Source organism: Planococcus sp. YIM B11945, assembly GCF_050864155.1.
In the GTDB taxonomy this organism is placed as follows: domain Bacteria; phylum Bacillota; class Bacilli; order Bacillales_A; family Planococcaceae; genus Planococcus.
Window position 1 is genome coordinate 102,785 of the sequence record NZ_JBOZWR010000006.1, and the last position, 19,596, is coordinate 122,380.

18 protein-coding genes and 1 other annotated feature are annotated in these 19,596 nt (G+C 48.9%); all 18 genes read left to right on the plus strand.

Features of this window, described 5'->3' with window-relative positions; all coding sequences use genetic code 11:
- Positions 1–70: 70 nt before the first annotated feature.
- Complete coding sequence (locus ACRRQV_RS13040; protein ID WP_432531548.1) at positions 71–1,288, plus strand: MFS transporter; 1,218 nt, start codon at positions 71–73, stop codon at positions 1,286–1,288.
- 159 nt (positions 1,289–1,447) lie between these two features.
- Positions 1,448–2,299, plus strand: coding sequence for a GNAT family N-acetyltransferase (locus ACRRQV_RS13045; RefSeq protein ID WP_432531550.1), 852 nt, complete (start codon positions 1,448–1,450; stop codon positions 2,297–2,299).
- A gap of 217 nt (positions 2,300–2,516) precedes the next feature.
- Positions 2,517–4,160, plus strand: a complete 1,644-nt coding sequence (gene abc-f, locus ACRRQV_RS13050) for a ribosomal protection-like ABC-F family protein (protein WP_432531552.1) — start codon at positions 2,517–2,519, stop codon at positions 4,158–4,160.
- A gap of 230 nt (positions 4,161–4,390) precedes the next feature.
- Positions 4,391–5,359 (plus strand): ABC transporter ATP-binding protein, encoded by a 969-nt coding sequence (locus tag ACRRQV_RS13055; protein WP_432531554.1) that lies wholly within the window; start codon positions 4,391–4,393, stop codon positions 5,357–5,359.
- A complete protein-coding gene (locus ACRRQV_RS13060) occupies positions 5,356–5,994 on the plus strand; it encodes an ABC transporter permease (RefSeq protein WP_432531556.1) in 639 nt (212 codons plus the stop codon). Before ACRRQV_RS13055 ends, ACRRQV_RS13060 begins: the two co-directional genes overlap by 4 nt.
- 12 nt (positions 5,995–6,006) lie before the next feature.
- On the plus strand, positions 6,007–6,906 hold the full coding sequence (locus ACRRQV_RS13065) for a glycine betaine ABC transporter substrate-binding protein (RefSeq protein WP_432531558.1): 900 nt from the start codon (positions 6,007–6,009) through the stop codon (positions 6,904–6,906).
- Between the two features lie 171 nt (positions 6,907–7,077).
- Entirely contained in the window at positions 7,078–8,229 is a 1,152-nt protein-coding gene (locus ACRRQV_RS13070) for a thiolase family protein (protein ID WP_432531560.1), read from the plus strand.
- Between the two features lie 14 nt (positions 8,230–8,243).
- Entirely contained in the window at positions 8,244–9,014 is a 771-nt protein-coding gene (locus tag ACRRQV_RS13075) for a 3-hydroxyacyl-CoA dehydrogenase (protein ID WP_432531562.1), read from the plus strand.
- An 84-nt stretch (positions 9,015–9,098) separates the two neighbouring features.
- Positions 9,099–10,247 (plus strand): acyl-CoA dehydrogenase family protein, encoded by a 1,149-nt coding sequence (locus ACRRQV_RS13080; protein WP_432531564.1) that lies wholly within the window; start codon positions 9,099–9,101, stop codon positions 10,245–10,247.
- The gene (locus tag ACRRQV_RS13085; RefSeq protein ID WP_432531566.1) at positions 10,248–11,231 is read left to right on the plus strand and encodes a CaiB/BaiF CoA transferase family protein; all 984 of its coding nucleotides are present in this window, start codon (positions 10,248–10,250) and stop codon (positions 11,229–11,231) included.
- Entirely contained in the window at positions 11,228–12,877 is a 1,650-nt protein-coding gene (locus ACRRQV_RS13090; protein ID WP_432531568.1) for a long-chain fatty acid--CoA ligase, read from the plus strand. Before ACRRQV_RS13085 ends, ACRRQV_RS13090 begins: the two co-directional genes overlap by 4 nt.
- A 368-nt stretch (positions 12,878–13,245) precedes the next feature.
- Positions 13,246–13,474, plus strand: a binding site (T-box leader).
- Between the two features lie 62 nt (positions 13,475–13,536).
- The gene (trpD, locus tag ACRRQV_RS13095; RefSeq protein WP_432531570.1) at positions 13,537–14,529 is read left to right on the plus strand and encodes an anthranilate phosphoribosyltransferase; all 993 of its coding nucleotides are present in this window, start codon (positions 13,537–13,539) and stop codon (positions 14,527–14,529) included.
- The gene (gene trpC / locus ACRRQV_RS13100) at positions 14,526–15,299 is read left to right on the plus strand and encodes an indole-3-glycerol phosphate synthase TrpC (protein WP_432531572.1); all 774 of its coding nucleotides are present in this window, start codon (positions 14,526–14,528) and stop codon (positions 15,297–15,299) included. The genes trpD and trpC overlap by 4 nt, the downstream gene beginning before the upstream one ends.
- Positions 15,296–17,092 carry a tryptophan synthase subunit beta gene (gene trpB / locus ACRRQV_RS13105; protein ID WP_432531574.1) on the plus strand — a complete coding sequence of 599 codons (1,797 nt, stop codon included), beginning with the start codon at positions 15,296–15,298 and terminating at the stop codon, positions 17,090–17,092. The genes trpC and trpB overlap by 4 nt, the downstream gene beginning before the upstream one ends.
- On the plus strand, positions 17,089–17,859 hold the full coding sequence (trpA, locus tag ACRRQV_RS13110) for a tryptophan synthase subunit alpha (protein ID WP_432531576.1): 771 nt from the start codon (positions 17,089–17,091) through the stop codon (positions 17,857–17,859). Before trpB ends, trpA begins: the two co-directional genes overlap by 4 nt.
- Positions 17,860–17,879: 20 nt before the next feature.
- A complete protein-coding gene (locus tag ACRRQV_RS13115; protein ID WP_432531578.1) occupies positions 17,880–18,470 on the plus strand; it encodes a DNA-3-methyladenine glycosylase in 591 nt (196 codons plus the stop codon).
- A gap of 80 nt (positions 18,471–18,550) precedes the next feature.
- Positions 18,551–19,072 carry a type 1 glutamine amidotransferase domain-containing protein gene (locus ACRRQV_RS13120; RefSeq protein WP_432531580.1) on the plus strand — a complete coding sequence of 174 codons (522 nt, stop codon included), beginning with the start codon at positions 18,551–18,553 and terminating at the stop codon, positions 19,070–19,072.
- A gap of 188 nt (positions 19,073–19,260) precedes the next feature.
- Positions 19,261–19,590 (plus strand): ArsR/SmtB family transcription factor, encoded by a 330-nt coding sequence (locus ACRRQV_RS13125; protein ID WP_432531582.1) that lies wholly within the window; start codon positions 19,261–19,263, stop codon positions 19,588–19,590.
- The last annotated feature ends 6 nt before the right edge of the window (positions 19,591–19,596 follow it).

Below are 19,596 nucleotides of genomic sequence, written 5' to 3' on the forward strand. Positions count from 1 at the left end.
TTTTGGCTTGAAGCGTATAGTAGTTGTGTAAAGACAGTTTGCGACAAGTGTAAAGACAAGGGGTGTGGGAATGGCTACAGCAGTAGAAAAAAGTGTGCCGGAGATTTCAAAAAACAAACTTCTCGGCATTGCGGGGTTGGGTTGGCTTTTTGATGCGATGGATGTAGGGATTTTGTCGTTCGTCATTGCGGCGCTGCATGAAGATTGGAATTTAACCACCCAGCAAATGGGCTGGATTGGAAGCGTCAATTCGATCGGAATGGCTGTAGGGGCGTTTGTCTTTGGCATCTACGCAGATCGCGTTGGCCGGAAAAAAGTGTTTATCCTGACGTTATTGATTTTTTCAATAGCAAGCGGCTTGTCAGCGTTGACAACTACATTGGCAGCCTTTATGATTTTGCGGTTTTTCATCGGAATGGGATTAGGCGGAGAATTGCCTGTCGCTTCTACATTGGTTTCGGAAAGCGTTCCAGCAGCGGAGCGCGGCCGAGTCGTGGTGCTGCTGGAAAGTTTCTGGGCAGGCGGCTGGCTGATTGCAGCACTTATTTCGTATTTCATCATTCCTTCATTTGGCTGGCGCATTGCCTTGCTGTTAACCGCATTGCCGGCTTTATATGCGCTTTACTTGCGGATCAATTTGCCGGATTCACCGCAATTTACAGCAAAAAAGAGCGGTTTGCAATCCGTTTCGCAAAACATTAAAAGCGTATGGTCCAAACCGTACCGCCGCCCAACGTTGATGTTGTGGATTGTTTGGTTTACGGTCGTCTTTTCTTATTACGGCATGTTTTTATGGCTGCCGAGCGTCATGGTATTAAAAGGGTTTTCGCTGATTCAAAGTTTCCAATACGTTTTGATTATGACGCTTGCCCAGTTGCCGGGGTATTTTTCAGCCGCTTGGCTAATCGAGCGGGCAGGAAGAAAATTCGTTTTGGTGACGTATTTATTGGGGACAGCAGCGAGCGCATTGGCATTCGGAAATGCCGATACGATTGTTGCACTGATTGTTGCAGGAGCTTTCCTGTCATTCTTCAACTTAGGTGCATGGGGAGCGTTATACGCTTACTCGCCGGAACAGTACCCGACGGTGATTCGAGGGACAGGCACTGGAATGGCTGCTTCTTTTGGCCGTGTCGGCGGTATTTTAGGCCCTCTTTTAGTAGGGTTCATGCTAACGGCAAACTATGAAATCAATTGGATTTTCGCTATTTTCTGTGTCTCGGTCATTATCGGTGCACTTGCCGTCGCATTTCTTGGCAAGGAAACCAAGCAAATCGAATTGAATTAAGTAATGTGGCCCAAACTGTCTCGTATGGTTTGGGCTATTTGCATAGAGAAAAGGCGAGTAAAAAATAAATAGGTGGAAATTATGAGATGAAGCAGGACATTCTTCACTTATCGCTAATAGTTAGGTAAGGCGATTATTTAGGGAAATGAGAGTGAAGAGATGGAATGGAAGGTATATGAAGAACCGGAAGACTTTGCTGAAAAAGTGGAGCCGCTGCTTTATGAGCACGAAGATAAATACAGTTTGTTTTTAGGTATTCTTAGCCAAGTTAAAGCGGGGCGCTATGAAGATTATTTTCTGGCAATCGCCGAACAAGAAGAACGTGCTCTAGCCGCTTGCCTGATGACACCGCCGCATCCTTTGCAATTGATCAACTTCGAAAATGCTGAGGATATCGAAAGCGGCATTGCCAAATTGCTGCTGAGATCCGGAACCGAAGTGAGCGGAGTAGTGGGCGATCAAGATACGGCAAATAAGTTTGCCGAATTTTGGACAGCGGAAACTAGTGAGCAAACGCACGTTTTGATGAACCAAGGCTTGTACCGGGCGGACGCTGTGGCTTCTAGGCTTGAGAAAAGCCCAGGAACGTGGCGCGTAGCCAATAAAAAAGATGCACCGCTTTTAGAGGAATGGATGCTGCTGTTTGAATCAGAAACCGGTATCGAGATGTCGGGTCCGGCAGAAGCAGCGCGGAAAATCGATTTGTTCATTGAAGAAAAAGAAGTGTATGTGTGGGAAGCAGAAGGTGAAGTCGTTTCGTGCATGAAAAAAACGCGGCCTTCTAAACACGGCATTACCGTGTCGTTCGTTTTCACGCCTAACAATCACCGGCGAAAAGGCTATGCCCGGTCATTAGTGGCAGAAGTGACCGAAGAGTTGCTGTTGGAATATGACTTTGCGATGCTGTACACCGACTTGCAAAATCCCACTTCCAATAAAATCTACAAAGAAATTGGCTATGAACAAATCGCCAACCCAGTGCATTTGAAATTTGTGCCAAGACAGAAGTAGTGTGATATACTCGAAGCATCAAACTGAAGGGAAGATGGGTGGACGATGGATAAGTAATCCTGTTTCTGTGGAACCGAAGAGATTTGGTATACAAGGAATTGGATTCGTCTGCCTATTTTCACTAAGCATCCCTCGGTTGAGGGCTATTTGGGCATGCGAATTCTTCCGATATTATTTCGGAGGAATTTTTTTGTTTCTCCGGCAAGGGGGAATTGTAATGGCTATTCAAGGGAAAATAAAAAATTTGAACATACAATACGGCGAATACGTGCTGCTGGAAAAAGCCGGGGCAGACATCCCGAAAGGCGCACGGATTGGTATTATCGGAGCGAATGGATCTGGAAAAACCTCGCTGCTTGAAGCGATTGCGACTGAAGCGCCTGGCGTAGAGTGGTCAGGCGTACTTCCAAGAGTGGCTTATATGAAACAGGAAGTGAAGAGCCAGCCGATTGATTCGAGCACGACTGAAAGCAGAAAGTTTGAAACAAAATGGAAGGTTCCCGACATGCGCGTCCATTTGAGCGGCGGAGAAGGCATGAAACTGCGGTTGGCCCAAGCCTTGGCAGAAAAAGCGAATGTCTTATTGCTAGATGAACCGACAAACCATTTGGATGCGGAAAGTGTGGAACTCGTCAGCGGACAATTGGCGGATTATGCAGGCACCGTGCTTGTTGTTTCCCATGACCGTTATTTTCTCGACAAGATCGCCACGCATATTTGGGAAATTGAGGACCGGAATCTCGTTGTTTATAAAGGCAATTACAGCGAGTCGCGAGCTGAAAAGAAACATCGCCGGTTAACACAGCAACGGCGGTATGACAAGCAGCAAGCCAAGATTGCCAGTGTCGAACATCAGATAGCGGAACTGAAGGATTGGTCCGGCAAAGCGCATGCCGACTCCACAAAAAAAGAATTCCCTAAAGAATATTACCGGTCGAAAGCAAAGCGCATGGACGTGCAAGTCCGCAGCAAGCAAAAACGGCTGGAAGCTGAACTTGACAAAGAGCGGGTAGAAAAGCCGAAAGACGAACGAGACGTGGTTTTCGAAATTGCGGGCAGCGCTAAAAAAGGAAAACGCATAATCGAATTGAAAAATGCAGGAAAGTCCTTTGGAAAACGAACGCTGTTCCATTCTGCTTCTTTTACTATCCAGCACGGAGAACACATCGGCTTGGTCGGGAATAACGGGAGCGGGAAGTCGACGCTTTTTGGCATGCTGCGGGGAGAAGAAGAGCATTCCGGGGAAGTGTGGACAACAGCTGGCGCGAAAATTGGCTATTTGAGCCAAGATGTATTCGATTTGCCGGAATCTAAAACTCCTGCTGAATTATTTGCGCCGGAAAACTTTGAGCGCACCGGTGAAATCCGAACATTGATGAACAACTTAGGCTTTGATAAAGAACATTGGGGACGAGCCATCCACTTGTTGAGCATGGGCGAGCGAGTCAAATTAAAGCTGATGGAATTCATGCTGAACGAATGCAATGTGCTGCTGCTAGATGAACCGACGAACCATTTGGATTTGCCGTCGCGGGAGCAGCTTGAAAAAACATTGGAGACGTTTCCGGGAACAATTTTGATTGCGACGCACGACCACTATTTCATGGAGCGGTTTGTCAACAAGTTATTGATCTTTGAAAATGGCCGCCTTATCAAATACGATGGAAGCTATAGCGAGTGGCAAAACAAGCGGGACCGCAACAGGGCCGATAGCGGTGAGGATAAGCTCTTGGTGCTGGAAACCGAACGGCAAGCAGTGCTAGGAAAATTATCAATGTTGAAGCCAGGTGACAAAGAGTACAGCGAACTGGATGCACGCTTTCTTCAATTATCCGCAGAAATCCGCAGTGCGAAAAATTAAAGTTGTTAAGAAGAGTTGAAAAACGGCTGCCTTTGGCAGCCGTTTTTATTTTTATTGAAGTTCCGAATGTGGCAACAGAAATTGGACGGGGAAATGGAAAGCGTTTGAAGAACGGTAATAGAAGCAGGATTTTATCATATTTTTGTAGAAAGCATATACTTCAACGATTAGCGGGAGTAATTCTTTGGTAGCAGGGTAAAAATGAAGGGGTGGCAAGAAGGAGGGCTTTCATGATTCGTTTCGAAAATGTGACCAAACGGTTTTCCGATGGCACAGAAGCACTGAAGAACATTTCGCTCAGTTTGCCGGCCCATGAATTGACGGCCATTATTGGGCCAAGCGGCTGTGGGAAAACGACGTTAATGAAAATGATCAATAAATTGGAAACGCCGACAGAAGGACGTATTTACATTGATGAAAAACCGGTCGCGGAATTAAACGACGTTCAGCTTCGGCGTTCCATTGGCTACGTGATTCAGCGCATCGGTTTGTTTCCGCATATGACGATTGAGGATAATGTTTCGCTCGTTCCCAAGCTGTTGGAATGGCCAAAAGAAAAAACTAGCGAACGCGTGCGAAACTTATTGAAATTAGTCGGGCTTGACCCGGAAATTTATTTGGAACGGTTTCCACTCGAACTGAGCGGCGGGCAGCAGCAACGGATCGGGGTCGTCCGCGCGTTGGCGGGAGATCCGAATATTGTATTGATGGACGAACCTTTTTCAGCGCTTGACCCAATCAGCCGGGAGCAGCTGCAAAATGAATTGCGGCAGCTGCAGCAAGCTATTCAGAAGACCATTATCTTTGTGACGCACGATATGGATGAAGCGCTGAAGATTTCAGACCGCATCATCGTCATGCGGCAAGGTCAGGTTGAACAAATTGGCACGCCTCAACAATTGATCGACGATCCATCAAACGACTTTGTCCGCAATTTTATTGGTGCTGAACGCATCAATCAAAAGCGGTCGTTCCGGGAACGGAAGCTGAAGGAATTTATGGGATTGTTTACGGCCGAATGGGCGGGAGATGCCGTGAAGCTGTCGATTGAAGAAACGATGGATAAGGCATTTAGGCTATTGGAAGAAAGTTCTCAAGACCGGCTGGCTCTTACAGACGATGGGCGTGTCATCGCTTATGCCACGGAACGGGATTTGCTGCGGGCGGCTCTTTATAAGGAAGCTGGTGCAACGGTATGAGTGAATTGCTAAAAACGTTTTCAACCCGGCAAGACATGATTCAAAGTGCGTTTTTGGAACACATCTATTTATCCTTTATTGCCGTGGCAGTGGGCATTGTAATTTCGCTCCCTCTGGGGATTCTGATTGCCCGTTATCACCGATTTGCAGAGCCGGTTATCGGCGTGACGGCAGTTTTTCAAACGATTCCAAGCCTGGCACTTTTCGGTTTCTTGGTGCCAATTTTAGGCATCGGTTCTCCAACAGCATTGATCGCGTTGATCATTTATGCGTTATTGCCTATTTTACGCAATACATACACTGGCCTGACAGGCGTTGACCAATCCGTAATCGAGGCGGGCCATGGGATGGGAATGACAAGGACACAGATTTTAAAGCAAATCGAGCTGCCTCTGGCCTTGCCTTTTATCATGGCAGGCATCCGGACAGCGGCGGTTTTGACGGTCGGCATTGCGACGCTTGCGACTTTTGTAGGGGCAGGGGGCCTCGGTGATATCATTTACCGGGGGCTGCAGTCTTATAACAATTCACTTGTCTTAGCTGGGGCGCTGCCGGTTGCTTTGCTCGCCATCGGATTTGATCTTTTATTAAAATGGATCGAGAAAAAAGTAACGCCAAAAGGAATGAAAACTTAAGGGGGAAGCAGCATGAAAAAGATTATCTTTGGGAGTTTGCTGTTGGCTTCGGTTTTGGCAGGCTGTTCGGCAAGTGGGGACAGCGAAGAACCGATTGTGATTGGCGGGAAGCCTTGGACTGAGCAATACATTTTGCCGCAAATTTTGGGGCAGTATATTGAAGCGAATTCAGATTATGCAGTTGAGTACAAAGAGGGGCTTGGCGAAGTTTCGATTTTGACGCCTGCCCTTGAACAAGGCGATATTGATTTGTATGTGGAGTATACCGGCACTGGCTTGAAGGATGTGTTGAAAGAAGAGTCGGTTTCTGGCCAATCGTCAGAAGAAGTATTGGATCGTGTGCGCAAAGGCTATGAAGAAACACTGAACGCTACATGGCTTGAGCCACTTGGGTTCGAGAACGGCTATACGCTTGCCTTTTCGAAAGACAGTGGCTATGATGCCAAAACTTATTCCGAACTTGCGGAAATTTCCAAACAGCAAGAAATGTCGTTTGGAGCGCCGCATCCGTTTTACGAACGAAAAGGGGATGGCTATGACGACATGATCGCCACCTATCCTTTTAAGTTTTCAGCGACGGAAAGCTTTGATCCGGCCATCATGTACGAAGCGGTGAAAAATGGGGAAGTTGATGTGATCCCGGCATTCACCACCGACAGCCGCATCGGCTTGTTTGATTTGGCGACCACGACAGATGATCTGTCGTTTTTCCCGAAATACGATGCTGCACCAGTTGTCCGGCTAGAAGCGCTTAAACAGTATCCGGAGCTTGAAAAAGTGCTGGATGGTTTGGCTGGGCAAATCAGCGAAGAAGAAATGCTCGCGATGAATGCCCGGGTCGACCAAGACCAGGAAGTAGCGAGCGACGTCGCCCGTGATTTTTTGGTGGACAAAGGATTGATTAAAGAATAATTAGAAATCCCGCAGACGTTTCTGCGGGATTTTTTCTATGGTTGCGTTCAACCTCTCTAGTATTTATTTTCAAGTTCTTGTACAATGAAAATAATTGAATGAATAGTCATTCAATTCAGTATAATGAAAGCGTTTGCTTATTGGGTGCGCAGATAAATTGGGGGGACGATCATGAGAGAAGTTGTAATTATAGAAGGAGTCCGTTCGGCAGTCGGCCGGCGCAAAGGAATGTATGCCAACACGCGGCCGGATGAATTGGCGGCGAAAGTGCTGGAAGAATTGGTGGAACGTGCGGGCATTGAAAAAGGGGCAGTTGAAGACGTCATTTTGGGCTGCGTTTCCCAAGTCGGCGAACAAGGCGGAAACGTGGCGCGGACGGCAGCGCTAATTGCGGGATTCCCGGACTATGTGCCGGGTGTTACCATTGACCGCCAATGCGGATCTAGCCAGCAAGCCGTTCATTTCGGTGCCCAAGCAATTTTAGCGGGCGATATGGATATTGTCATTGCGGGCGGCGTGGAAAGCATGACGCGTGTTCCGATGTTCTCAAATGTCCAAGGAGCGAAGCCAAGCAAAAAATTGATGGAACAATATGAAATCATCAACCAAGGATTGTCGGCGGAGCGGATTGCGGAAAAATGGCAGTTGACACGCGAACAATTGGATGCGTTTTCCGTGCAAAGCCATGACCGTGCCCAAGCAGCCATTGCGAACGGCCAATACGAAAAAGAAATTGTGCCGGTAGAAGTCGAAGATGAAAACGGAGAAAAACGAGTAGTGGCTGTTGATGAAGGGCCGCGCCCGGGAACATCGATGGACGTGCTCAGCGGATTAAAAACCGTCTTTGACGAAAATGGTGTCATTACGGCAGGGAATGCAAGCCAAATGAGCGATGGTGCATCCGCTGTTTTATTGATGTCAGGAGAAAAAGCAAGAGAGCTTGGCTTAAAGCCGAAAGCGCGCATTATCGCCCGTGCCGTTGTAGGATCAGATCCGACGTTGATGCTGACGGGACCGATTGCCGCAACGAGAAAAGTACTGGAAAAATCCGGGCTGGCCATTGAAGATATCGACCGCTACGAAGTGAACGAAGCCTTTGCACCGGTGCCGCTTGCCTGGCTTGCTGATATCGGTGGAGATCCGGAAAAGCTGAATGTCGGCGGCGGAGCCATTGCGCTCGGACATCCGCTTGGGGCCACGGGAACGAAATTGCTGGTATCACTCGTCCATGAACTGGAACGCATTGAAGGGCGCTACGGGCTGCTGGCGATTTGTGAAGGAATGGGCATGGCGAATGCGACAATTATCGAGAGACTGGAATAACTGGGGGAATGGCGATGAAATTAGCTGAAATGAAAGCGATTGTGACAGGCGGAGCATCTGGCCTTGGAGAAGCGACGGTACGGCGCATTGTGGCACGTGGCGGGAAAGCGGCGATTTTTGACTTGAATGCAGAACGTGCGGAACGTTTGATTGAAGAACTGGGCGAAGAAGCGGTTTATTTCCTGAAAACTGACGTAGCGGATGCCGAGCAAGTCGAGCAACATGTCGCGCAAACAGTCAACCATTTTGGCGGCGTCAATGCAGTCGTCAATTGCGCAGGAATCGGGACGCCGGGAAAAGTCGTTTCCAAAAATGGCGCAATGCCGCTCGAGCAGTTTGAAAAAGTTATCCGCATCAATTTGATCGGCAGTTTTAATGTGCTGCGGGTGGCAGCTTTGGCCATGCAACAAAACGAACCCAATGAAGACGGGGAGCGCGGCCTCATTATTTCCACGGCTTCCGTGGCAGCGTATGAAGGGCAAATTGGCCAAGCGGCGTACAGCGCGTCAAAAGGCGGCATCGTTTCGATGACGTTGCCGATTGCGCGTGAATTTGCAAGAGACGGCATCCGGGTCATGGCGATTGCACCAGGCTTAATGAAAACGCCGATGTTTGACGGCTTGCCGGAATCTGCGATCGAGTCGCTTTCGGCGTCAGTACCTTTCCCAGCGCGCCTCGGAAAACCAGATGAATATGCTCAATTAGTGGAAAGCATTGCAGAAAATACGATGTTGAACGGGGAAGTAATCCGGCTTGATGGAGCGATTCGGATGCAGCCGAAATAAAGAAAAACGTCACTCAGCAGGGATTGGCCTTGCTGGGTGTTAGTTGACTGAATCGAATTTTTACTGACAATAGGGGGAATTGACATGGCGAAATACCGGTTTGAGGAAGAAGAGCACGACATGTTCCGCAAATCGCTGCGGAAGTTTTTAGAGAAAGAAGCCGTGCCGCAATATGAACAATGGGAAGAAGATCATTTGATCCCGAAATCGTTTTGGAAACGGCTCGGCGAGATGGGCTTTTTATGCCCGCAAGTAGAAGAAGAATACGGCGGCCTCGGCCTTGATTTTCGCTACGCGGTCATCATCGGCGAAGAACTGGAACGAGTAGGCGCCAGTTTGACGGGCGTCGGACTGCATAACGATATCACGGTTCCTTATATCGAATCATACGGTTCTGAAGAACAAAAGCAGCGCTGGCTGCCCGGCTGCATTTCAGGGGACCATATTACCGCAATTGCCATGACGGAACCGGGAGCAGGTTCAGATTTAGCGAATATCTCCACTACTGCGGTGCGCCAAGGCGATAATTTCATCGTCAATGGCCAAAAAACCTTTATCACAAACGGCATCAATTCGACGCTGGTGCTGGTAGCAGTCAAAACCGATCCGAAAGCGGAGCCGAAACACCGCGGCATTTCCTTGCTGATGGTCGAAGAAGGGACGCCCGGATTTACCAAAGGGCGCAAACTCAATAAAGTCGGCCTTCACGCACAAGATACTTCGGAATTGTTTTTTGAAGACTGCGTGGTGCCAGTGTCGAATTTAATCGGCGAAGAAAACAAAGGGTTTACGTATTTGATGGAAAAATTGCAGCAAGAACGCCTTGTGGTCGCGATTGCCGCGCAAACTGCTTCGGAAGACATGCTGGAAATGACGCTCGATTACGTAAAATCACGAAAAGCGTTCGGCAAGCCCATCGGTTCGTTCCAAAATTCGCAGTTCAAGCTGGTGGAAATGGCGACCGAAGTGGAACTTGGCCATTCGTTCCTGGAATCGCTTATTGAAGACCACATCGCCGGCAAAGACATCGTTTCGAAAGTATCGATGGCCAAATACTGGCTGACGGACACGGCGAAGAAAATTTCAGGCGAGTGCATGCAGCTGCACGGAGGCTACGGTTATATGGAAGAGTATAAAATTGCGCGCCGCTACCGCGACATTCCGGTTGCTGCCATATATGCCGGATCCAATGAAATCATGAAAACCATCGTCGCGAAGCGGATGGGGCTTTAAATGAAAGATGCGTTAAATGGAATCCGTGTGCTGGACGTCACGTATTATTTGCCAGGCCCGTATGCCGCGATGCGGCTCGCCGAAATGGGAGCGGAAGTGATCAAAATCGAGCCGCCTGAAGGAGACCCTGCGCGCTATATGGGAGGCGGCTATGTCCATGCAGCGAACAATCTTGGAAAAACGATTGTTTCGCTTGATTTAAAATCGGCAGAAGGCCGCTCAGCGATGCTGGAACTTGTCAGGACGGCGGATGCGCTGATTGAAACGTTCCGGCCGGGTGTTATGGACAAGCTTGGATTGGGTTACGGCGCGTTATCGAAAATCAAACCGGATCTGGTGTATTGTTCATTGTCGGGATACGGACAGAGCGGACCGATGGCGGTTTTAGGGAGCCATGACTTGAATTACATGGCACTTTCCGGTGCGCTCGACCAGTTTAAAGACGCTGCCGGAAGGCCGGTTCATCCGACCAATACGTTAGCAGATTTTACTGGCGGGCTGGTTGCCTCTGAAAAAATCGCCGCAGCACTCTTGCGGAAATTCCGGACCGGCCAAGGCGTTCATTTGGACATTGCGCTTGCCGGCGTCATGGCTGAATTTCTGGGCAACCACGACATGTATAAAAAAGCCGGAATTTCCGAAATCGGCATACCCGAGATTTCTGGGTCGCGCATTTGCTACGGCATTTACGAAACGAAAGACGGCCGCTTCGTGACCATCGGTGCGCTTGAACACAAGTTTTGGCGAAATTTTTGTTTATATGCCGAAAAACCGGATTGGCAAGAGTGGGGGATGAAACCAACAGGAAGCAGCGAACATGCCGAAGTTTCTGCTTTTTTCAAAACAAAAACATGGAGTGAGTGGTATCAATTGTCGCTGCAGCTCGATTGCTGCTTGGCGCCGGTTTTGACAGCTCACGAACGAAATGAACACCCGTTTTTTATTCAAAAAAATAAGGATAAAAGGGAGTTGGATGTGACATGATGCAAGCACCGTTATTGTTATCGTCTTTTGTAAAACGAGCTGAACGCTATTTCCCCGAAAAATTGATCATTTCCCGAACAGGAGAAACGATCCACCGCATTCCGTACCGGGAGTTTGCTAACCGGACCCGCAAGCTTGCCGCTGCCTTGACGAAACTGGGCATGGACAGAGGCGTGAAAGTAGGCAGTTTTGCGTGGAACCACCACCGCCATTTGGAATTGTATTTTGGCGTTCCAAGTGCCGGCGCCATTTTGCACATGATCAACATCCGCTTGTCTCCTGAACACATCATTTACGTCATCAATCATGCGGAAGATGAGATTTTGCTCGTTGACCATGATTTGTTCCCGCTGATTGAAAAAATAGCTCCTCATTTAAAAACAGTCAAACACTTTGTCATCATGAAAGACGGCACCGAGTTGCCGGAAACTTCGCTTGAAAACGTCTATTCCTACGAACAACTGCTTGCAGAAGAAAGCGGCGATTTTGTGTTCCCGGAAGATTTGGATGAAAACACACCGGCCGGAATGTGCTATACCTCTGCGACGACCGGCAATCCGAAAGGCGTCGTGTATTCGCATCGGGGCTTGGTGCTTCACAGCTTTGCGCTCGGCATGAACGATGCGATGGGCTTGTCTGAACGCGACGTCGCATTGTCCATCGTGCCGATGTTCCATGCCAATGCATGGGGGCTTCCGTTTGCCTGCGTGTTGTTCGGAACGACGCAAGTGCTGCCAGGGCCGGGGATGGCTCCGGGCTTGCTGCTGGATTTGATTGAACAGGAGAAAGTGACGTTGACCGCCGGTGTGCCGACTATTTGGCTTGGCGTGTTAAAAGAACTGGAAGCGAATCCGCGCAATATCGAAACGCTGCGGATGATCATTTGCGGCGGCTCCGCGTCGCCGAAGGGCTTGATCCGCGCGTTCGAAGAAAAATACAACGTGCCGTTTGTGACCGGCTACGGCATGACGGAAACAACGCCGCTCGTAAGTCTAGCGGTGACGACATCCGCCATGGAAAACCTAACGCTCGAAGAACGCGTTGACAAGCGTTCCAAAGCCGGATTGCCAATGCCGGGACTTGAAGTGCGCATCGTCAATGAACAAGGCGAAGCGCCATGGGACGGCAAAACAATGGGTGAACTGAACGTCCGCGGCCCGTGGATTGCCGATGAATACTACAAAGACGAACGCACCGATGACGCGTTCCGAGACGGCTGGCTTTATACCGGGGATATTGCGGTTATCGAACCCGACGGCTACATCAAACTGACCGACCGGACGAAAGACTTGATCAAGAGTGGCGGCGAATGGATTTCGTCTGTCGATTTGGAAAATGCTTTAATGACCCATGAAGCGGTATTCGAGGCTGCCGTTGTCGCGATCCCTCACGAAAAATGGCTGGAACGCCCACTTGCGTGTGTGGTATTGAAAGAAGGGCATAGTGAAGGCGAAGAAATGAAACAGGAATTGCTGTCGTATTTGGAAAACCAATTCGCCAAATGGTGGGTGCCGGATGACGTCGTCTTCTTGAAAGAGGTCCCAAAAACGTCCGTCGGCAAATTTCTGAAAGCGGCGCTCCGCAAACAGCTGGACGGCTATTACGAAACGGGGGAGCCGGACCAAAAAGATCTCAGTTCGATTTAAATATAGATATTTCATCTGTACAAAGTTGAACTAAAGAATTATCCTTTTTACACGTCGCTTCGGACGCTCTGGGAAGGGCAAAGACGATTGTCTCTGCAGCGCTCTAGCTTCGAGATATGAAAGAGCGCTGCTCGTCGCAAAGCTAATGGCCAAACAAACTTCCTTTGACCAATAGCTTCGCAACTGTTTTGCGGAATATCAACTGCCTATTAATAATTAAACTCAACTTATATGAAAATAAAACTTGTATTTTCGATAAAAAGCAACTTGACAGAATAAACAAAAGAATTTAATATGAATGACAACTTGTTGTACGAGAAACAAGTCTATTTGAGAGAAGAGCCCAGAAGAGCACAGAATAGAAGAGCGTAAAATCGAGGATTGAGACGAGTAGGCAGAGAAATTCATTTAGAGAGTCAGCGGCTGGTGGAAGCTGATTGGATTCTTTGCGCGAATGGACTTATGAGAGCGAACCTGAAAGCGGAAGCGAGTAAGGGAGACGTATGCCCTGCGTTAAAGGGAAAGGCGAAGAGCCTGTTTAAGTGAGTGCAAAAGCATTAATGCGTGGTGGTACCGCGGTTTTAACCCGTCCCCGCAACCGGATATCCGTCTGGTTGTGGGGATTTTTGTATTCAAAAACAAGCTGAGGAGAGATTGAGATGAGAAGAGCAGAGAATTTAAGCGAGCAGCACATGTTCGAGCAATCACTAAATTTATTAAGCGGCCAGATGAACGAAGAAAGCATGAAAGAATTTTTAATCGGGCTGCACGAAAAAGGGGAAACGGCGGACGAATTGGTAGGCCTGGTCAAAGCGATGCGGAAAAAAGCGATAAAACTTCCGGGGATTTCAGGTGAATTGATTGATGTCTGCGGAACCGGAGGCGACCGTTCGTACAGCTTCAACATCAGCACCATGACGGCGTTTGTCTTAGCTGGTTGTGGCATGTCCGTTGCCAAGCATGGCAATCGCAGCGTATCGAGCAAAACGGGAAGTGCCGATGTCTTAGAGGAACTTGGAATTTCCACGGCAGTAAATGTGGCGGCGATTCCCGAGATTATTGAACAAACGGGAATTGCGTTTTTGTTTGCGCCGGCCATCCATCCGGCACTGGGCGGGTTGCGGGCTGTCCGAAAAAGCATCGGCACACCAACAATTTTCAATCTGGTAGGACCGCTTGCGAATCCGCTGCCAATCTCGATTCAAATGACGGGAGTATACCGGAGCGACATGATGGAACCGATGGCGGATGCGTTAATGCGCTTGGGACGGATACGAGGAGCGCTCATCCACGGGGCAGGCGGATTGGACGAATTGTCCCTTGCAGGAACGAATGAAATGATCGTTTTTAATGAACAAGGCAAACAGCATCTAACAATACATCCGAATGAAGCGGGTCTTGACGTGGCGCCAATTGAAGCGATTCGTGGAGGCGATCCTAAACGAAACGCCGAGATTTTCATGGATGTGTTGAGCGGACAAGAAAGTGTGTATTTGGATACGGTGGCATTAAATGCGGGAGCGGCGCTATACGTCAGCGGACGAGTTTCTTCTATCGGAGAAGGTGTTGACCAAGCCCGAAAATCAATCGTTTCCGGAGACACAGCGCGTGTTTTTGAACTTCATCGCATTGCGGCGGGGGTGCTGGTATGACGATTCTCGACAAAATCATTGCAACGAAACGGAAAGAAATCAAAGCTTACCGGGAAATCCAGCCGACAGCTCAAGCGTTTCCTGAGAAACCTTTGTTAGCTGAGCAATTACGCAAGAAAAAAGGCGTCATTGCTGAAATCAAACGGGCGTCGCCTTCAAAAGGGGATATCGCGACCACCGTTGATGTGGTCGCGCAGGCCATAAAATACGAACAGGCCGGCGCAGCGGCCATTTCAGTCTTGACGGACGAAACTTATTTTAAAGGGTCGATTGAGGACTTGCGGCTAGTGGCAAAAGCGGTGTCGATACCTGTTTTGTGTAAGGATTTCATGATCAGTGAAATTCAAATCGACCGAGCTAAAAACGCGGGAGCCACGATTGTTTTATTGATTGTAGCAGCGCTTGAAAAAGAAGAGTTGGAGCGGTTATACAAGTATGCTTCGGAAGCTGGTTTGGAAGTGCTCGTGGAAGTCCATGATGCCCAGGAACTTGCGATAGCGCTCGAGTTGGATGCGGAACTGATCGGAATCAACAACCGGGATTTAAAAACATTCGACGTTTCATTGGAACGGACAGCACAACTGGCAAAAGGGTTTCCTTTTGGCGATCAAAAGATGTTAATCAGCGAGAGTGGCTTGCACTCGAAATCGGATGCGGAATTCGTTTTCCGCTGTGGTGCAATTGGTGTGTTGGTCGGAGAAGCGTTGATGCGTTCAGCGAATCCAGGCAAATGGATCAAAGAAGCTACAGAGGGGACGGTGTTCCAATGACTAAAGTAAAAATATGCGGGTTGATGGAAGCCGAACATGTTCAAGCGGCAAAACAAGCTGACGCAGTCGGTTTTGTGTTTGCCCCGAGCAAACGGCAAGTGACTATCGCACAAGCGGCCGAATTGGCGAAAGAACTGCCGGCGGATACCGAAAAAATCGGCGTCTTTGTCAATGCATCTTTGAAAGAAATTGAACGGGCTGTGAAAACGGTGCCGCTGACGATGGTGCAGCTGCACGGCGATGAGCCGGATGAGTTGGTAAAAGCCATTGGCGTGCCGGTCATCCAAGCTTTTTCAATTCGCGAGAAAAAAGATGCCGAGAAGCTGAAACGGTCAGTTGCGGATTTCGTCTTGGTCGACGCACCCGGCACAAACTACCGCGGCGGCAGCGGGCAGGTATTTGATTGGCATTTGCTTGAACAGAGCGGAATTGACCAGGACCGGCTCATTGTGGCTGGCGGCTTAACTCCTGGAAACGTCCATGCGGCGATTGAGCAATTGCAGCCGTATATGGTGGATGTGTCCAGCGGAGTCGAGACCAATGGCAAAAAAGATACGGCGAAAATACAGGAATTTATTCAACAAGCAAAGGGTGATTCGATGCAGAAGACGATGGAGCAAAACGGTTTTTTTGGCAAATACGGCGGGCAATTCGTGCCGGAGACGTTGATGAAAGCCGTCAAAGAATTGGAAGAAGCATATGAAGAAGCGAAACAAGACCCGGCATTCTTCAAAGAATATCACCATTATTTAAAAGAATATGTTGGGCGTGAACAGCCGCTGACATTTGCAAAACGGTTAACCGAGGCATGGGGCGGTCCAAAAATCTATTTGAAACGAGAAGACTTGAACCACACCGGCGCCCACAAAATCAACAACGCCATCGGCCAAGCACTGCTTGCGATGCGCATGGGCAAACGAAAAATCGTTGCGGAAACAGGTGCTGGCCAGCACGGTGTCGCGACGGCGACCATTTGCGCGCTGTTTGATTTGGAATGCGTCATTTTTATGGGGGAAGAAGACATCAAGCGCCAACAACTCAATGTGTTCCGGATGAAGCTGCTGGGGGCGAAAGTGGAAAGCGTCACGAAAGGCAGTTCGACATTGAAAGATGCAGTCAATGAAGCGCTTCGCTACTGGGTGACGAATGTGGAAGACACCCATTACTTGATCGGTTCAGCTCTTGGGCCACATCCGTTTCCAACGATGGTCCGCGATTTTCAAAGCGTCATTGGAAATGAAACGAGACGGCAGATTTTAGAGCACGAAGGGCGGCTGCCGGATGCAATTTTGGCTTGCATCGGCGGCGGCAGCAACGCCATCGGTATGTTCCATCCGTTTTTGAAAGATGAATCGGTGGAATTGATCGGCGTGGAGGCTGCTGGCGAAGGAACGGATACTGAAAAACATGCGGCGACGATGACTAAAGGAACCGAAGGCGTGTTGCACGGAGCCTTTATGAAATTACTGCAAGACGATGCGGGCCAAGTGCAAGAAGCGCATTCCATTTCTGCAGGCCTTGATTATCCGGGAGTTGGCCCGGAACATGCGTATTTGGCAGATATCGGACGGGTGACCTACAAAGCAATTACGGACGAAGAAGCATTAAAAGCAGTAGTGACGTTTTCTCGATTGGAAGGCATTATTCCGGCGCTCGAATCGGCCCATGCCATTGCCGAAGCTGAAAAACGCGCCAAAAACATGAAGCCGGATGAGATTCTCGTCATTTGCGTCTCGGGCCGAGGCGATAAAGATATGGCGACGTATGCAGAAAAATTGGAGGGGTTATCATGAAGCGGCTGGCGGAATTAAAGGAGACGGGAAGAAAAGCATTTGTTGCTTATATCATGGCAGGCGACGGCGGATTGGAACGCTTGGGCGAACGCGTAAAATACTTGCAGGAAGCGGGAGTGACCGCCATTGAAATCGGCATTCCGTTTTCTGATCCTGTGGCGGATGGGCCGATCATTGAAGCGGCCGGCAATCGGGCGCTGAAAGAAGGCGTAACGCTGGAAAAAGTTTTGGATGAAATCGCCAGCTGGACGTTTGATGTTACCGTGCCGCTTTTCATTATGACGTATTTAAATCCGGTCATTCAATTCGGCATTGAACGCTTTGTCAAAGCGTGTAAAAACGCAGGCGTCTCTGGCATGATCATTCCTGATTTGCCTTATGAGCACTGCCAGCTCGTGCAAGGATTTGCCCGAAAAGAAGGAATTGTGCTGATCCAGCTAGTCACGTTGACCACAACGGAACAGCGGATGAAAGCCATTTTGCAGGAATCGGAAGGGTTTGTCTATGCGGTAACCGTGACCGGAATCACCGGGGCACGGGATGAATTGGCTCTCGAAGTCCGGGATTTCATGAAACGCGTCCGCTCCCAAAGCCCGGTTCCGGTTTATGCTGGTTTTGGCATTTCAAAAACTGAACATGTCGACATGCTGCGCAGCGATGTGGACGGATTTATTGTTGGATCAGCAATCGTCAAAGCTTTTCATGACAATAAAATCGAAGATATTGTGCCCTTGATCGATGCAGTGACTGCCCCTTCTTCGGTATAATGCCGGTAGGAGGGATGCAGATGTTTAAACCGCTCAAAAACGATTTTTTTCAAGCGCCAACACTGGAATTGTCCCGCAGCTTGCTGGGGCAAATCCTGGTCCACGAGCTTCCGGAAGGCATTGTCGCCGGACGCATTGTGGAAACAGAGGCGTATATGGGAGCTGAGGACCGAGCGGCTCATAGTTTCGGCAACCGCCGCACCAAAAGAACCGAAATCATGTTTGGCCGTCCCGGCCTTGTTTACACATACCAAATGCATACGCACACACTGATCAATGTGGTCAGCGGCCCGGTCGACACGCCGCGGGCGATTTTGATCCGTGCGGTCGAACCGGTTGAAGGCATCGATTTGATGGCGGAACTGCGCGGCAAGCATATGCCGATCAAGCAATGGACAAGCGGCCCAGGGAAATTGACGAAAGCGATGGGCATTACGATGGACTATTACGGCCATCATTTTTCGGAACGGCCGCTCTATATCGCAGAAGGCGATCCGGTTCACGCGGTGGCAGTCGGACCGCGCGTCGGCATCGGCAATTCGCTCGAAGCCGTCGATTACCCGTACCGTTTTTGGGAAAGCGACAATCCATTCGTTTCCAAATTCCGTTAAAGCGGGAGAAACGCTATGTTTAAGATATTCGACTCGTGGAATAGTAGAGAAGAGTATTTAACCAAAGGAGTGGAAGAAGAATGGCAAAAATTGCAACGCTAATTACGGATATGTTTGAAGATGTGGAATACACCGATCCTTCGAAAGCATTCAACGATGCTGGCCATGAAGTCTTTACGATTGAGAAGGAAGCTGGCAAAGAAGTGACCGGCAAACAAGGTGAAGCGGTGGTGTCGATCGATAAAGGCATCGACGATGCGAATCCGGAAGATTACGATGCATTGTTCTTGCCGGGTGGATTTTCACCAGACCAATTGCGTGCGGACGATCGCTTTGTGGCGTTTACGAAAGCATTTATGGATGCAAAAAAACCCGTCTTCGCTATTTGCCACGGACCACAATTATTGATTACGGCAAAAGCGCTTGAAGGGCGCAAAGCGACAGGGTTTAAGTCGATCCGAGTGGATATGGAATATGCAGGCGCCAAATTTGTGGACGAAGAAGTGGCAGTGTGCCAAGATCAATTGGTCACAAGCCGCCAGCCGGACGATATTCCGGCATTCAACCGCGAAGCATTGCGTTTGCTTGAACAATTAGCTTAATGAATTCTTGAAACCTCCGCCGGGCATGCTGCCAGGTGGAGGTTTTTTTGGGCAGCGCAAGTAAAGGCAACATGCCTATTAACTTAACGCGAAAAGCTCTATTTTTCGGCATTCTGCATTTCGGCTCTTGCTATTGATAAGTAGATGCTTATATAATTAATCAAGCCCTAATAAAAGAAGGTGGAAAAGTGGAGTATCTTCAACTGGAAACATATTTAAAAGCGATTAGCGACCATAACCGAATGCTTATCTTGAAATACTTAGCAAAAGAGGCGCTTTGCATTTGCGAGTTTACGGAATTGCTTGAGATGACGCAGCCTGCCATTAGCCAGCATATGCGGAAACTCAAACAGGCGGAGCTTGTCCTGGAAGAAAAAAGAGGTCGTTGGACGATTTGGTCATTGAATAAGCAGCATCCGCAATATCCGATCTTGCTGCATTTATTGAGCTTATTGCCAGATCCGGAACGAACCATTGAAATGTTGGAAGCGGAAGGAAAACGCGTAGTTTGTGAATAGGGAGTT